The sequence below is a fragment of the Noviherbaspirillum suwonense genome (assembly GCF_900182955.1).
Taxonomy (GTDB): domain Bacteria; phylum Pseudomonadota; class Gammaproteobacteria; order Burkholderiales; family Burkholderiaceae_D; genus Noviherbaspirillum_A; species Noviherbaspirillum_A suwonense.
Genome location: NZ_FXUL01000002.1, coordinates 124,377 through 138,388, shown reverse-complemented (window position 1 = coordinate 138,388; position 14,012 = coordinate 124,377). Strand labels below are relative to the sequence as shown.

General features: G+C 65.1%; 15 protein-coding genes. 3 read left to right on the top strand and 12 right to left on the bottom strand.

Annotation, left to right across the window (positions count from 1 at the left end; translation table 11 throughout):
• Positions 1-32 precede the first annotated feature (32 nt).
• The 6 genes from QOL82_RS03865 to mltG form a co-directional block, all read right to left on the bottom strand.
• The gene (locus QOL82_RS03865; RefSeq protein ID WP_283440927.1) at positions 33-731 is read right to left on the bottom strand and encodes an ankyrin repeat domain-containing protein; all 699 of its coding nucleotides are present in this window, start codon (positions 729-731) and stop codon (positions 33-35) included.
• The gene (locus tag QOL82_RS03860) at positions 724-1,494 is read right to left on the bottom strand and encodes a TatD family hydrolase (RefSeq protein ID WP_283440926.1); all 771 of its coding nucleotides are present in this window, start codon (positions 1,492-1,494) and stop codon (positions 724-726) included. Before QOL82_RS03860 ends, QOL82_RS03865 begins: the two co-directional genes overlap by 8 nt.
• A gap of 74 nt (positions 1,495-1,568) precedes the next feature.
• On the bottom strand, positions 1,569-1,934 hold the full coding sequence (locus QOL82_RS03855; protein WP_283440925.1) for a PilZ domain-containing protein: 366 nt from the start codon (positions 1,932-1,934) through the stop codon (positions 1,569-1,571).
• Between the two features lie 7 nt (positions 1,935-1,941).
• Positions 1,942-2,967 (bottom strand): DNA polymerase III subunit delta', encoded by a 1,026-nt coding sequence (locus tag QOL82_RS03850; protein WP_283440924.1) that lies wholly within the window; start codon positions 2,965-2,967, stop codon positions 1,942-1,944.
• A 95-nt stretch (positions 2,968-3,062) separates the two neighbouring features.
• Entirely contained in the window at positions 3,063-3,671 is a 609-nt protein-coding gene (tmk, locus tag QOL82_RS03845) for a dTMP kinase (RefSeq protein ID WP_283440923.1), read from the bottom strand.
• Between the two features lie 17 nt (positions 3,672-3,688).
• The gene (gene mltG, locus QOL82_RS03840) at positions 3,689-4,669 is read right to left on the bottom strand and encodes an endolytic transglycosylase MltG (RefSeq protein ID WP_283440922.1); all 981 of its coding nucleotides are present in this window, start codon (positions 4,667-4,669) and stop codon (positions 3,689-3,691) included.
• Between the two features lie 103 nt (positions 4,670-4,772).
• On the opposite strand from mltG, the gene ygfZ reads away from it, so the two are divergent.
• Genes ygfZ through QOL82_RS03825 form a run of 3 tightly spaced genes read left to right on the top strand, consistent with a single transcriptional unit; the run spans position 4,773 to position 6,905 of the window.
• Entirely contained in the window at positions 4,773-5,825 is a 1,053-nt protein-coding gene (gene ygfZ / locus QOL82_RS03835; RefSeq protein ID WP_283440921.1) for a CAF17-like 4Fe-4S cluster assembly/insertion protein YgfZ, read from the top strand.
• Between the two features lies 1 nt (position 5,826).
• Positions 5,827-6,114, top strand: a complete 288-nt coding sequence (locus QOL82_RS03830) for a DUF4936 family protein (protein ID WP_283440920.1) — start codon at positions 5,827-5,829, stop codon at positions 6,112-6,114.
• Positions 6,105-6,905, top strand: a complete 801-nt coding sequence (locus tag QOL82_RS03825; protein ID WP_283440919.1) for an NRDE family protein — start codon at positions 6,105-6,107, stop codon at positions 6,903-6,905. The genes QOL82_RS03830 and QOL82_RS03825 overlap by 10 nt, the downstream gene beginning before the upstream one ends.
• Here QOL82_RS03825 and QOL82_RS03820 read toward each other — a convergent pair.
• The 6 genes from QOL82_RS03820 to QOL82_RS03795 all read right to left on the bottom strand — a co-directional run bounded on the left by QOL82_RS03820 (position 6,850) and on the right by QOL82_RS03795 (position 13,991).
• The gene (locus QOL82_RS03820) at positions 6,850-7,278 is read right to left on the bottom strand and encodes a GNAT family N-acetyltransferase (protein ID WP_283440918.1); all 429 of its coding nucleotides are present in this window, start codon (positions 7,276-7,278) and stop codon (positions 6,850-6,852) included. The genes QOL82_RS03825 and QOL82_RS03820 overlap by 56 nt on opposite strands.
• A complete protein-coding gene (locus QOL82_RS03815; protein ID WP_283440917.1) occupies positions 7,275-7,712 on the bottom strand; it encodes an acyl-CoA thioesterase in 438 nt (145 codons plus the stop codon). Before QOL82_RS03815 ends, QOL82_RS03820 begins: the two co-directional genes overlap by 4 nt.
• Before the next feature lie 48 nt (positions 7,713-7,760).
• On the bottom strand, positions 7,761-8,969 hold the full coding sequence (locus tag QOL82_RS03810; RefSeq protein ID WP_283440916.1) for a L,D-transpeptidase family protein: 1,209 nt from the start codon (positions 8,967-8,969) through the stop codon (positions 7,761-7,763).
• A complete protein-coding gene (locus QOL82_RS03805) occupies positions 8,969-10,315 on the bottom strand; it encodes a L,D-transpeptidase Cds6 family protein (RefSeq protein WP_283440915.1) in 1,347 nt (448 codons plus the stop codon). The genes QOL82_RS03810 and QOL82_RS03805 overlap by 1 nt, the downstream gene beginning before the upstream one ends.
• Before the next feature lie 171 nt (positions 10,316-10,486).
• Positions 10,487-12,565: a 3-hydroxyacyl-CoA dehydrogenase NAD-binding domain-containing protein gene (locus QOL82_RS03800; RefSeq protein ID WP_283440914.1), complete on the bottom strand. Its 2,079-nt coding sequence runs from the start codon at positions 12,563-12,565 to the stop codon at positions 10,487-10,489.
• A 181-nt stretch (positions 12,566-12,746) separates the two neighbouring features.
• Positions 12,747-13,991 carry a branched-chain amino acid ABC transporter substrate-binding protein gene (locus tag QOL82_RS03795; protein WP_283440913.1) on the bottom strand — a complete coding sequence of 415 codons (1,245 nt, stop codon included), beginning with the start codon at positions 13,989-13,991 and terminating at the stop codon, positions 12,747-12,749.
• Positions 13,992-14,012 lie beyond the last annotated feature (21 nt).

The following is a 14,012-nucleotide window of genomic DNA, read 5'->3' as shown; positions in this document are numbered from 1 at the left end:
GCTATGGCCGGATTGCAACGGGAATACGGCGATTAGAGCTTGCCGGCCTTTTTCAGCCGGTAGGTCAGCCCTTCGACGATATCCTTGAAACCGCCTTCCCTGGCGAAATCGAGCGCCGTCATGTTGGCGCCGTTCTTCAGCGTCACGTCCGCGCCTTCGTCGAGCAGCAGCTTGACGGTCAGGATGTGCCCGCCCCGCGCTGCCATCATGATCGGCGTGGTCTGGTTCGGCGACTCCGCGTCGATGTAGGCGGAGCGGTCCAGCAGCAACTGGACGATGTCGTTGTTTCCGACGGTCGCCGCATAGTGGAGCGCGGTCCAGCCGGTCTGGTTCGGCTCGGCGCCCCGGTCCAGCAGGGCCCGCACCGCGGCCAGGTTGCCCTTGTAGGCGGCCAGCATCAGCGCGGTGTCGCCGTTGCGGGAGCGGGCGTCTAGCTTCACATCCTTGTTCTGCAGCAGGATGTCGAAGACCTTGGCCGACCCCTCGCGCGCGGCGAGGATGATGGCGGTGTCGCCACGCTCCTCGTCAACGGTGTTCGGGTCGATGCCGCGCCGGAGCAGGTTCCTGACCTGCTGGTCGAGGTCCAGCTTGATTGCCTTGAACCAGTCGTCGTAGGCGCCGGCGAAAGCCAGTTCCGGCAGGCACAGCGCCAGCCCCGCCGCCGCGACCGCCTGCAGCGTCAGGCGACGCATCGGGCTGGCGATGGACGATATTTCATCGAAGTCATGCATGGGAACGGGCCATCCGGAAAAGGTTGAAAAAGTTGTCGCTGGTCTGCTGCGCGATGCGCTCCAGCGGCTCGCCGCGCAGCGTCGCGATGTATTCGGCGACATGGCGCACATAGCTCGGCTCGTTGGTGCGGCCGCGGAACGGCACCGGCGCCAGGTAGGGCGAATCGGTCTCGATCAGCATGCGCTCCAGCGGTATCGCCCGGGCCACGGCCTGCAGGTCGCGGGCGCTCTTGAAGGTGACGATGCCGGAAAAGGAGATGTAGAAGCCCAGTTCGATGGCCGCCTCGGCAACCGCCAGCGACTCGGTGAAGCAATGCATCACCCCCGAACTGGCGCCTTCCTCGCGCATGATGCGCAAGGTGTCGTCGGCTGCCGCGCGGGTATGGATGATCAGCGGCTTGCCGGTCGCCTGCGATGCGCGGATGTGCGTGCGGAAACGTTCCCGCTGCCATTCGAGGTCGCCTTCGAGCCGGAAATAATCGAGGCCGGTCTCGCCGATCGCAACGATTTTCGGGTGATCCGCGAGCCGGACCAGGTCGGCGACCGTCGGCTCCGCCGTGTCCGGATAATCGGGATGCACCCCGACCGATGCGAAGATGTTGTCATGCTGTTCGGCCAGCGCCAGCACCTGCGGGAAATCCGGCAGGTCGACGGAGACGCAGAGCGCGTGCGTGACCTTGTTCTCCGCCATCCGGCCGAGAATGGCCGGCATGTTTTCAGCCAGCTCCGGAAAATTGATATGGCAATGGGAATCGATGTACATAGGCCGCCATTGTACGCAATGGCCGGCGGCCTTGCCCGTGCGGGTCGCCCGGGCCCACTGCCGCGACGCCGGCTTTACAGCGTGTGCGTCGCGCGTGACGAACTGATGGCCGCGCCGAGGATTTCCTCGATGCGCTGGCGCACCCGCTGGCCGCTTTCGTCGGCGGGAAAATGCACGCCCACGCCCTGCACCTTGTTATTGTGCGCGCCGGCCGGCGTCACCCAGACCACCTTGCCGGCAATCGGGTACTTGCTCGCATCTTCCATTAGCGACAGGATCAGGTAGATTTCGTCGCCGAGCGCGTGGACGCGGCTGGTCGGGACAAAAATGCCGCCATTTGCCACGAAAGGCATGTAAGCCGCATACAGCGCCGATTTTTCCTTGACGGCAAGCGACAGCACGGTCGGACGGGGCGGCGAGGCGCCGCTGATTTCTGCCATGGCGGTCCTAAGCAAAAACGGTGGAGTAATCCAGCAACATGTCTTCGATGAATAATTTCGCCGACAGCGGATGGTCTGCAATCGCCCGCCGGTCAGTCACCTGCTTCAGCACCGCCAGCAATTGGCGGGCATCGGCGCGCGATGCCAACGCATCTATTTCCCGGCGGTACTTTGGATAATAACGGATCTTTCCAGAAAACTTGACTGAAAACAGGTCATAAAGCCAGCGCTGCAGCCAGGAAGTCACGTCGGCCGGCGCGGTCTTCTGCAGCAGGTCGGCCGTTTTGAGCGCCGTATCGGCGGCCGGATTCGCCAGGTGGGCCAGCAGCGCATCGATCGCTTCCCTGGAGCCACTCTCAGCCTCGGTCAATGCAGCCAGCGGCGCGCCACCCTGCTCGGCGAGCCAGCTTTCCGCGTCCGGCACGCCCTGCGCCTTCAGCCATGCCAGGGACTGGTCGGCATCGGGCAAGCCCATCGGCACCTTGCGGCAACGCGAAAGGATGGTCGGCAGCAGCCGGTCGATATTGTTGCTGACCAGGATGAACACCGTGTCCGGCGGCGGTTCTTCCAGGGTTTTCAGCAATGCATTCGATGCGACCGAATTGAGCGCCTCGGCCGGATGCAGCAACACCACGCGGCGCCCGCGCCTATGGGTAGAGACGTTCATGAAGTCGCCCAGCGCCCGGATCTGCTCGATGCGGATCTCCTTGGACGCGGTCTTCCCGGCCTTTGCCGGCTTGGCCGCTTCGGCCTCGGCTTCGTCGCCTGCCGCTTCCTCGAGATTTTCCGGGCGGACGCGCCGGTAGTCGGGATGGGCATATTGGGCAAACCAGCCGCAGGCCAGGCAAACGTCGCACGGCTGGCCATCCGCCAACGGCTGTTCGCAAAGCAGCGCCTGCGCGAGCCGCTCCCCGAATCGGGTCTTGCCTATGCCCTCCGGCCCGTGCAGCAGCAATGCGTGGGGGAAACGGCCACGAAGCTGCATGACCTGGGCCCAGCTTGCTGGCTGCCACGGCAGTAAGGGGTGGCTCATTGGATAGTTGCAAAAATACGCATCTTAATAAAGCACTTTAGATGTTTAAAATTATTCAATTAAATCAATGAGTTATAAACTCCTCTTCGACTTAATTAAAACTCTTCGAATAATCTTACAAGTCCTTGATTTACATCGCTTATCGGCTTCGAAGAATCAATCACGCGGAAGCGCTCCGGAAACTCTGACGCGCGGCGCAGGTACTCAGCCTGCGTCGCCGCGAAGAATGCCGCCTGCTCTTGTTCGAACCGGTCCAGGTCACGCGATTTCTCCAGCCGGGAGCGCGCTACCTCCAGCGGCACATCGAACAGCAGCGTCAGGTCCGGCTGCAGATCCGGATGCACCCACCGCTCCAGCGCTTCCAGTTTCCGCCGGTCCAGCTTCCTGCCACCTCCCTGGTAGGCGAACGTCGCGTCGGTGAAACGGTCGGAAATGACCCAGTCTCCCCGCTTCAGCGCCGGCTCGATCACCTGCGCCAGGTGTTCCCGGCGGGCTGCGAACATCAGCAGCGCCTCGGTTTCAAGATGCATTTTTTCGTGCAGCAGCAAGGCGCGCAGCTTTTCGCCCAGCGGTGTGCCGCCAGGTTCGCGCGTGGTGAGCACCGTGTGTCCACGGTCATGCAACAGGCTGGCGACAAAGGAAATGTGCGTCGACTTGCCCGCGCCGTCGATGCCTTCGAAGGTAATGAATTTGCCCGGCTTCATGGTTCCTGGGAGTTGATTTAACGTTGGTATTTGTTGACGGCCTGGTTGTGCTCGTTGAGGCTGCCCGAGAAATGGCTGCTGCCGTCGCCCCGTGCGACGAAATACAGCGCCTCGGTGCGGGCCGGATTCAGCGCGGCCGCGAGCGCTGCGGCGCCAGGAAGTGCGATCGGCGTCGGCGGCAGCCCGGCCCGGGTATAGGTGTTATAAGGCGTGTCGGTCTGCAGGTCGCGCTTGCGGATATTGCCCTGGTAGCGCTCGCCCATGCCGTAGATGACCGTCGGGTCGGTCTGCAGCAGCATGCCCTTGCGCAGCCGGTTGACGAAGACGCCGGCGATCAGCTCGCGGTCGGCCTTCTGCCCGGTTTCCTTTTCCACGATGGACGCCATCACCAGCGCTTCATAGGGCGCCTTGTAAGGCAGGTCGGGCGCGCGGTTGGCCCAGCCCTCCTCCAGCTTCTTCCGCATCACCGCATGCGCCCGCTTGTAGATCTGCAGGTCGCTCGCACCCTTGGCGAACAGGTAGGTGTCCGGGAAGAACAGGCCTTCCGCCTGCTGGTAGTCGGGCGCCACCCTGGCAAGCAGCTCGGCGTCGGACAGGGCGACCGTGTCATGCTTCAGCGCCGCATTGTCGGCCACCGCCTGCCGCATCTGGCGAAAGGTCCAGCCCTCGATCACGACCAGGGAGTGCTGCGCAAACTCCCCACGCACCAGCTGCTGGACCAGGCGCTGCGGCGTCGTGCCGGGTTCCAGCTCATAGCTGCCGGCCTTGATCCGGCCGCCGTTTCCGGTCAGCCGCGCCAGCGCTTCCAGCAACACGGGCTGCACCGGCACGCCTGACTTGGCGACTTCCTCTGCCGCGCCCCGGACGCCGCTGCCCGCCGTGACAGTGAATGGAATCGCCTCGCCGCCCGCCTTGACGATGGGTTGCATGGACCAATAGAAGAAGCCCGCGGCGAACGCGACCGCGAGAATAATTATTCCTGATAGAAACTTTTTCACCACACTCCGCCTGTTCAAATCCGTGTCTATCGAACGCGATTTTCTGACGCCACTATAATCGAGCCGTCATGATAATCGCTGGAACTTCCATTCCACTAATACGATGAGCGCAACCACTACTCCCTGGCTCGACTTCCTGGACGCACAGGGCGGCCGGCTTTCTGCATCGACCACGCCCGAGGTGATCGGTTTCCACGACGTGGCGGCCCCGGCCAGCAACTTCGTCGCGCCATTGACGCACCTGGGCCTGATGTCGGCTACCGGCGACGACGCCGCGGGCTTCCTGCATAACCAGCTGACCAACGATGTCGAGAAGCTGGGCACGGCCGAAGCCCGGCTGGCCGGCTACTGCACGCCCAAGGGCAGGCTGCTGGCGACCATGATGGTGTGGAAGTCGGCCGACGCGATCTTCCTGCAGCTGCCGCGTGAAATACAGCCAGCCGTGCAGAAGCGGCTCCAGATGTTCATCATGCGGGCCAAGGCCAGGCTGGCCGATGTCAGCGACGCCGTCGTGGCGCTCGGCCTGGCCGGTCCGGCAGCTGTTGCCGCGCTGGCACCGTGGTTCCCCGCGCCGCCTTCGACCGCGTATGGCGTGGCCCATGCGGACGCCGGCACGCTGATCCGCCTGCCCGATGCGGACGAGATATCGCGCTTCCAGTGGCTGACGTCGCCGGAACAGGCGCAGCAGGCCTGGCCGCAGCTCGTGCAGACGCTGCAGCCGGCCGGCGCACAGGCCTGGCGCCTGCTCGACATCCGTGCCGCGATGCCGATGGTCGTCCAGGCGACCCAGGAGCAGTTCGTGCCGCAGATGATCAACTACGAAGTGCTGGGCGGCGTCAATTTCAGGAAAGGCTGCTATCCGGGCCAGGAGATCGTCGCCCGCAGCCAGTATCTGGGCAAGCTGAAGCGGCGCATGCTGCCGGCCGTGGTCAATGCGACCGGCGTGACGCCCGGCGCCGAAGTCTACGCAAGCACCGACACCGCGCAGCCGTGCGGACAGATCGTGAATGCCGAAGCCAGCGGCGACCAGACCCATTGCCTGGTCGAACTCAAGACCGCGGTGCTGGACGAAGGCGCGACGATACACCTCGGGTCGGCCGACGGCCCGCTGCTGCAGATCGGCACGCTGCCCTATGCATTGATCGACCCGACCTGACATGGACCTGTATATCTATTACAGGGTGGACGCGGCGTCGGCCGCCGAGCTTGGCGCCAGGGTCACGGCGATGCAGTCGCGCCTTTGCGCCAGCCACCGGGTGGCGGCGACGCTGCGCCGCCGGCCCGGCGAACAGGATGGCAGGCAGACCTGGATGGAAGTCTACCCGGCTATCCCGGACGGCTTCGAGGCCGCGCTGGCGCAGGCGGTCGGTGAAAGCGGCCTCGCAGCGCTGACCGACGGCCCGCGCCACACCGAAATCTTTGTGGAATTTCAAGCATGTGCCTGATCGTTTTTGCATGGCAGGTCATCCCCGGCCTTTCCCTGCTGGCGGCCGCGAACCGGGACGAGTTCTACGATCGGCCGGCGCTGCCCGCCCACTGGTGGCCCGACCATCCCGAGGTCTATGCAGGCCGGGACCTGCGCGGCAACGGCACCTGGCTGGGCATCACCCGCGGCGGAAAATTCGCGGCGCTGACCAATGTCCGCGATCCGCTGCGCCAGCGCAGCGACGCGCCGTCCCGCGGCGGGCTGGTGACCGACTTCCTGACCGGCAGCGACTCGGCCGCCGACTATATAGAAGCAATCGCGGCGGACGCCGGCCGGTTCAACGGCTTCAACCTGCTGGTCTGCGACGGCGTCGAGCTGATCTGGTACACCAATGCCGAGACCGAGGACCCGCGCAACGGCCTGCCGCTGCCGCATGGCATCTACGGCATATCGAACGCGTTTCTCGACACGCCATGGCCCAAGGTGGTGCGCAGCAAGGCCGAGTTCGCCAGCCTGATGTGCACCGGCGCGCCGGCGGACGCCTACTTCGACATGCTCAGCGACACCACCCGCGCCAACGACTGCAGGCTGCCGCAGACCGGCATCCCGATCGAATGGGAACGGACGCTGTCGCCGGTCTTCATCGAGTCGCCGGGTTACGGCACCCGCTGCTCGACGGTCGTGCAGCTATTGCAGGACGGCAGCGCGCAGCTCTACGAACAGCTTGCCGATGCGGTGGAAGGCGAGGCGCCGGTCATCCAGGAACGAATGCACGGCGCATTGCGATGTGCTCGATCCCGGCGTCCATGAATACCGCGCCCTCGGGCGCAAAACCGTGCCGCTCGTAGAAACCGCGGGCGGTCAGCTGGGCGTTGAGCACCACCGCGGCGTCGCCCCGCCGCTGCGCCGCCTGCATCAGCGCCTGCAGCAGCAGGCTGCCGACCCCGGCGCCGCGCGCCTCGCGCCGCACCGCCATGCGGCCGATATGGCCGTCCGGCAGCAGGCGGCCGGTGCCCAGCGCCGTCTCGCCGTCCAGCGCGAGCGCATGGATGGAGACGGCGTCGAACGCGTCCATCTCCAGCTCGACCGGCACGTTCTGCTCCCTGACGAAGACCTCGTGCCTGATCCCGCTGGCCGCGTCGCCCAGGCTGGCCCAGGAGCCGGTAAGGACGGTGACGCTCATTGGACCGACGGCGCAAGCGATTCCAGCGCGCATAGCCTTGCCCGCCAGTCTTCCGGCACCGCCACGCCCTTGCGGGCCGCTGCGTCCGCATACACATAGACCAGTTCGCCGGAGACCAGCAGTTCGCCGTTGCGATGGATCTCGAGCAGGTAGCGCATCGAGCTGCGGCCCAGCGCCGCGCAGCGCACGCCGATGTCCAGCATGTCGTCGAAGCGCGCCGGCGCGTGGTATTCGACGGTGGCCTTGCGGGCGAACATTTCCTGGCCGGCGGCGGCCTGCTGCACCACGTCGGGCAGCCCGGTGGCGCGCCAGTACTCGGTGAACGCGACATCGAAATAGGTCAGGTAATGGCCGTTGAAGACGATGGCCTGCATGTCGACCTCGGCCCAGCGCACCCTGAGGGTATGGAAAAAGGAAAAATCGCTGCGCGCCATCGCACTCTCTTTATTCTAGTAAGTCATGGTGGTTGACCGGCGGCGGGCTCAGCCCTGCCAGCTGCTCTCGGACAGCACTTTCCAGGCGCCGCCCTCGCGGGTCCAGTACTGGCGCTTGCGGCTCGATACCCGCTTCGCGCCGGCGACCGCGTCGACCGTGAAGGTCGCGACCAGCACTTCGTCGCGGCCCGGATAGCGGAACAGGCTCAGCGCGCGCAGGGCCATCGCCGGCTTCACCAGCCCCTCGGTCGACTTGCGCTGGCGGGCCAGCCAGTCGTCCAGCTCTTCGCCCTGCTCGGTCCGGAAACGGGACGAGTATTGCGCCCGCAGCTTCTGCGGGTCCGGGTCCTGCAAGGCGGCGCGCCAGCCTTCCACCATCGACTGCGCCTGCGCGCGTTCGTCGGCAACCTGCTTGCGCGTGACGAAATCGGCTTCGCTGGCGATCACCACCGGCGTCTTCCCGACCTCGACGCTGCCGTACACGTCGCGCAGGTCGGGATTGGTCAGCACCACGCAGCCGTCCGACGACAGCGGCGGCCGGCTGTAATTGCGCGCCGGCGTCCCGTGCAGCCAGATGCCCGATCCGGCGCGGCCATGCAGCTTGTCCCATTCGTTCGGATAGCTGATGGGCAGCGCGCCCACGCCGTACAGGTCGGGAAGGCGCCGGCCTGCCAGCCTGCCGGTGATGTAATAGACGCCGAGCGGGGTCTTCTGGTCGCCCTCTTTTTCCTTGTTCACGCCCAGCTTGCCCTGGCTGATGTAGAAGTCGCGCAGGAAATGCATTTCCCCCTGGCGGTTCTCGTAGACATAGAGCCGGGAGCGGTGGGCGTCGACCACCAGCACCTTCTTCTGGTCCGGCCGCAGCTGCAGCACCGCGCGCGGCACCCTGGCCGGATCGGGCCGCTCCAGCAGGGCTTTCATCCGCGCCACCGCCTCGTGGCGAAGGTCCGCCAGCGCCTGCGGCGCCGCGCCGTCGACCGCGCCGAAGCGGTCGACCTCGTGCGTCTGCATCAGCAGCAGGTCGCCGCGTATCAGGTGGCCCAGCTGGAAATTGGGATAGGCCGCGACCAGCTTGTCGGCGCGGGCGAGCGCATCGCGCAGGTGGCGGGCGCCGAGGTCCTTGTAGACCTCGATCAGCATCTGATCCGGGTCCGGCGCGGGCCGGCCGGGCGCAGCCGCGGCCAGCGTGACGGCGCCGGCCAGCAGCGTGCCGACCAGCGTGCGCATGACCGCCAGTTGTCGTATGCGAAGCGCCATCAGCCCGTGCGTTCCTGCTTGATCAGCCACTTGCCGCGCTGGCGCTCGAGCTCAAGCGTCTTGCGGCTGCTGGCGCTGAGGCGGTCGGAAATATAGCTCTGGCGGAAACGCACCGTGGCCGTGTTGCCTTCGGTGCTGACCTGCGGCGCGTCGATGCTGACCTTGATCCGGCCCTTGCCGGCGATGCGCGCCTGCCTTTCCTCGATCCAGGCCTTGCGGGTCTGGCTGCCGGGCGGGTTGAAATCGAGCGCGTAATGGGCGAGATAGGCGGGCACGTCCTGCGCGCTCCAGGCCCGGGCCCAGCTTTCGACCGCATTCAGCACGGATTCCTTCTCGACTGCCGCTTCCTGCGCGGCGCGGGCTTTCGGGTCCGGCTTGTCTGCCTTGACCAGCCGGACCGCGCGGGAATCAGCTGGCGCCGGGGCTGCCTTCGCCAATTCGGTACGGGCCGGCGGCGCTTTCGGTTCGGCTTGCGCTGCGGCTGCCGGCTTCGCAGCCTTGGGCGCTTCCGCGACCGTGGCCGGCTTCGCCGGTTCCGGCGCCGCCGGCTTGGCAGCTGCCGTGACGACCGGCTTGGGCGCTTCGACTGCAACCGGCCTGGGCGCTGCCGCCACGACCGGCTTGGGCGCTTCGGCCGCCACCGTCTTCGCCGCGTCCGCGACGACAGGCTTGGGCGCCTCGGGGGCCGCCTTCGGCTTGACCGGCTCGGCTGGCGCCGCCGGCGTCAGCGCGGCGACGACCACCGGCGCCGGTGCGCCCGGTTTCTGCGGCGGCAGCGGCGCTACCGCGACCGACGGCGCCTGGCCGGCCGGCACGCCGAGGCTGCGCACCAGGGCCAGCCGCGCGACCGGCGCCGGCGTTCCGGGAACAGGCTGCACCTGCAGCGCCTTGTCGTAGGCCTGGCTCGCCAGCCGGGCGTGGACGTCGCCGAGGTTCTCGAACGCGGTCGCATAGGCGGGACTGGTGCGGATGGCCCGGTCGAGCGCGGCTTTCGCCTTGTCGTACTGCCCGGCGGCCGCATACAGCACGGCGAGGTTGTTATAGGGTTCCGGCAGCTTCGGGTAGTCCCGGGTCAGCCTGGCAAAAATGGCAATCGCTTCCGTCGGGCGCGACTCGGACAGCATCACGCCCTTCATGAAGCGCATCTGCACGTCGGCGGGCTGCCGGCTCAGGATTGCGTCGATGCGCTTGAGCGCTTCGTCGCCCTTGCCGCTCTGGGCCAGGCGGGCGATGTCGGCTGCGTCGTCGGCATGCGCGGGCGCTGCGCCCAGTGCGGCCAGGAGCAGGGGCAGCAAGCCCATTAATGGAAGGCGCAGGCGGGGCGGCGTAAAAGGCGGAAAACTCATCAGGCTGGCTGCACGGAAAAAACGGTATGGTACACCGGCCGTGGCCGGACTGGGGTGCGTTTCATGCAGGCAAACCGCCCCGCGCGACACGATCGAAGGAAAGACAATCGAAGCGCGAAAAAAATCCCGCAGCCTGGAAAGGCTGCGGGATTTTCCTGATGCGGCCGAAACCTAGTTGAAGGTCTTGCCTTCGTCAGCCAGGCGCTTGAGCAGCGGCGCCGGGGTCCATGCCTCGGCATGGCTGCCGCGCGCATATTTCTGCATCGCCATCACGACGTTCGGCAGGCCGACCGTGTCGGCGTAGAACATCGGGCCGCCGCGGAAGACCGGGAAGCCGTAGCCGGTCAGGTAGACCATGTCGATGTCGGACGCCCGCATCGCAATGCCCTCTTCCAGGATGCGCGCGCCTTCGTTCACCAGCGCATACACCAGCCGCTCGACGATTTCCTCATCGCTGACCTTGCGGCGCTCGATGCCAAGGTCGGCCGAGTGCTTGACGATCATGTCGTTGACCATCTGCGACGGGTAGGCCTTGCGGTCGCCCGGCTTGTAGTCATACCAGCCGGCGCTGGTCTTCTGGCCGAAACGACCCATCTCGCACAGCAGGTCGGCGGTCTTCGAATACGTTACTTCTGGCTTCTCGACATAGCGGCGCTTGCGGATATACCAGCCGATATCGTTGCCGGCCAGGTCGCCCATGCGGAACGGTCCCATCGCGAAGCCGAACTTCTCGACGGCCTTGTCCACCTGCTCGGGCGTGCAGCCCTCTTCCAGCAGGAAGCCGGCCTGGCGGCTGTACTGCTCTATCATGCGGTTGCCGATGAAGCCGTCGCAGACGCCCGAAACGACGCCGGTCTTCTTGATCTTCTTGGACAGCGCCATCGAGGTCGCCAGCACATCCTTGCCGGTCTTCGCGCCGCGCACGATTTCCAGCAGGCGCATCACGTTCGCCGGGCTGAAGAAATGCAGGCCGATCACGTCCTGGGGACGCTTGGTGAACGCGGCAATCTTGTCCACGTCCAGCGTCGAGGTGTTCGACGCCAGGATCGCGCCGGGCTTCATCACTTCGTCGAGCTTCTTGAACACGGTTTCCTTGACGCCCATGTCCTCGAACACGGCTTCGACGACGATGTCGCACTGGCCGATTTCCTCGTACGACAGGGTGCCGGTGATCAGGCCGACGCGCTGGTCGAACTTCTCCTGCGTCAGCTTGCCCTTCTTCATCGTGTTTTCGTAGTTCTTGCGGATGGTCGCCAGGCCCTTGTCGAGCGCTTCCTGCTTCATTTCCAGGATCTTGACCGGGATGCCGGCATTGGCGAAGTTCATCGCGATGCCGCCGCCCATGGTGCCGGCGCCGATCACGGCAACCGACTTGATCTCGCGCTTCGGGGTGTCTTCCGGCACGTCCGGGATCTTGCTGGCGGCGCGCTCGGCGAAGAACGCATGGCGCAGCGCCTTGGACTCGTTGGTCTGCACCAGTTCCAGGAACAGCTCGCGCTCGATCCGGATGCCTTCATCGAACTTCTGGGTGACCGCGGCGGCGACTGCCTCGACGCACTTGAGAGGCGCCGGGAACGGGCCGGCCATGGCCTTGACCGTGTTGCGGGAGAACTGCAGGAAGCCTTCGTAGTTCGGATAGTCGATGCGGATGTTGCGCACCTTGGGCAGCGGACGCGCGTCTGCCACCTTGTTGGCGAAAGCGATCGCGCCCTGCATCAGGTCGCCGTCTATCATCTGGTCGAACAGCTTGGTCTTGGCCAGCTTTTCCGACGGCACCGGGGTGCCGGAGACGATCATGTTCAGCGCCATCTCGAGCCCGACCACGCGCGGCAGCCGCTGCGTGCCGCCTGCGCCCGGCAGGATGCCCAGCTTGACTTCCGGCAGCGCGATCTGCGCGCCCGGCACCGCGACCCGGTAATGGCAGCCCAGAGCCAGTTCCAGTCCGCCGCCCATGGCGACGCTGTGGATCGCGGCGACGACCGGCTTTTCCGCATTCTCGACGACGCGGATCACCGTGTGCAGCGTCGGCTCGGCCATCGCTGCCGGCGTGTTGAATTCCTTGATGTCGGCGCCGCCGGAGAATGCCTTGCCGGCGCCGGTGATGACCACTGCCTTTACCGCCGGGTCGTTCATGGCCTTGTTGACGCCGTCGACGATGCCCTTGCGGGTGGACAGACCGAGTCCGTTGACGGGAGGGTTGGCAAGGGTAATGACGGCAACAGCGCCATTGACTTGATATTCGGCAGTCATGTCTCTTCCTTTTAAATTGATGAAGCCTGTGTTGATCTGGTATGCGCCCGGAGATGTCGCGATGATCCGTAAATCGTGCAAAAAACACAGTGCCAAACTATACCGCAGAATAGAACGATCGTATTATTTCAAATGAAAAAAAACAGCGCCGGCATCGCTGCCGGCGCTGGCGTCGACCGTTTTATTGCCCGGAAGGACGCTTCATCTGGCAGGAGGTCGGCTGCGCAGCGACGAAGGCGTCGATCTTCTGGTCCGTCTTCCAGCCATAGCCGGTGTTTTCCTGGTCGTATTTCACGTCCTTGCCGTTGACCTTGGTCCAGGTGGCGATGTACAGCGGCTGCTGCAACTGGTGGTCGGCCTTGCGCATCTCGACCTCGCCGTTCAGGCTCTTGACCTTCATGCCTTCCATCGCGAACGCCACCTTGACCGGGTCGGTGGTCTTGACCTCGTTGAAGGCCTTGGCCAGCATCGCGATGCCGGTGTAGGTCGCCATCGCGTAATAGTCGTCGTTGTATTTCTTCTTGAAGCCCTCGACGATCTCCTTGCCGACGAAGCCCTCGTTATTGACGTTCCAGTAGCCGACATACTTGACCCGGTCGGCGCCGGCCGCGCCCATCGCCGTCGGCACCCCGGTGGTGGAACCGTAGTAGGTGTAGAAGTCGGCCTTCAGGTCGGCATCCTTGGCGGCCTTGATCAGCAGCGCGAGGTCCGCGCCCCAGTTGCCGGTCACCACCGTGTCCGCGCCGGACGCCTTGATCTTGGCGATATACGGGGCGAAGTCCTTGACCTGGCCGATCGGATGCAGGTCGTCGCCGACGATCTGCACGTCCGGGCGCTTGCGCTTCAGGTAATCCTTGGCCGCGCGGGTCACCTGGTGGCCGAACGAGTAGTTCTGGCCGATGATGTAGACCTTCTTGATCTCGGGCTTCTTCGCCATGAAGGTGGTCATCGCCTCCATCTTCATGTCCGAGTTGGCGTCGATGCGGAACTGCCAGAAGCTGCACTTGCTGTTGGTCAGGTCGGGGTCGACCGCCGCGTAATTGATGTAGACCACTTCCTTGCCGGGATTGCGTTCATTGTGCTTGTTGATCGCGTCCAGCAGCGCGGCGGCGGCGGCGGAGCCATTTCCCTGCGTGACATAACGGTAGCCCTGGTCGATCGCGCTCTTGAGTTGCGACAGCGACTCCTGCGGGCTGGCCTTGTTGTCGAAGCCGACTACCTCGAAGGTGTTCCCGGGAGACCATTTTTCCTTGTTGGCCTGGTCGGCGATCATTTGCCAGCTATACAGGATGCCCTGTCCGACCGGCGCGAACGGCCCGGACAGCGGGTCGATGAAAGCGATTTTTACGTTTTCTGCCAGCGCCGACGCGGGCAGGCAGGCGGCGGCAACGGTTGCAAGGACAAGCGAGCGTAGTTTGATAGCCATTTATGTCTCCGTTTAGGATTA

What these genes read in the sequence shown, in the direction of transcription:
- QOL82_RS03825 (WP_283440919.1), top strand. Translation starts at nt 6,105, where the DNA reads ATGTGCCTGATCGTTTTTGCATGGCAGGTCATCCCCGGCCTTTCCCTG.
- QOL82_RS03810 (WP_283440916.1), bottom strand. Translation starts at nt 8,969, where the DNA reads ATGGCGCTTCGCATACGACAACTGGCGGTCATGCGCACGCTGGTCGGC.
- QOL82_RS03865 (WP_283440927.1), bottom strand. Translation starts at nt 731, where the DNA reads ATGCATGACTTCGATGAAATATCGTCCATCGCCAGCCCGATGCGTCGC.
- QOL82_RS03820 (WP_283440918.1), bottom strand. Translation starts at nt 7,278, where the DNA reads ATGAGCGTCACCGTCCTTACCGGCTCCTGGGCCAGCCTGGGCGACGCG.
- QOL82_RS03830 (WP_283440920.1), top strand. Translation starts at nt 5,827, where the DNA reads ATGGACCTGTATATCTATTACAGGGTGGACGCGGCGTCGGCCGCCGAG.
- tmk (WP_283440923.1), bottom strand. Translation starts at nt 3,671, where the DNA reads ATGAAGCCGGGCAAATTCATTACCTTCGAAGGCATCGACGGCGCGGGC.
- ygfZ (WP_283440921.1), top strand. Translation starts at nt 4,773, where the DNA reads ATGAGCGCAACCACTACTCCCTGGCTCGACTTCCTGGACGCACAGGGC.
- QOL82_RS03855 (WP_283440925.1), bottom strand. Translation starts at nt 1,934, where the DNA reads ATGGCAGAAATCAGCGGCGCCTCGCCGCCCCGTCCGACCGTGCTGTCG.
- QOL82_RS03805 (WP_283440915.1), bottom strand. Translation starts at nt 10,315, where the DNA reads ATGAGTTTTCCGCCTTTTACGCCGCCCCGCCTGCGCCTTCCATTAATG.
- QOL82_RS03795 (WP_283440913.1), bottom strand. Translation starts at nt 13,991, where the DNA reads ATGGCTATCAAACTACGCTCGCTTGTCCTTGCAACCGTTGCCGCCGCC.
- QOL82_RS03815 (WP_283440917.1), bottom strand. Translation starts at nt 7,712, where the DNA reads ATGGCGCGCAGCGATTTTTCCTTTTTCCATACCCTCAGGGTGCGCTGG.
- QOL82_RS03850 (WP_283440924.1), bottom strand. Translation starts at nt 2,967, where the DNA reads ATGAGCCACCCCTTACTGCCGTGGCAGCCAGCAAGCTGGGCCCAGGTC.
- QOL82_RS03860 (WP_283440926.1), bottom strand. Translation starts at nt 1,494, where the DNA reads ATGTACATCGATTCCCATTGCCATATCAATTTTCCGGAGCTGGCTGAA.
- QOL82_RS03800 (WP_283440914.1), bottom strand. Translation starts at nt 12,565, where the DNA reads ATGACTGCCGAATATCAAGTCAATGGCGCTGTTGCCGTCATTACCCTT.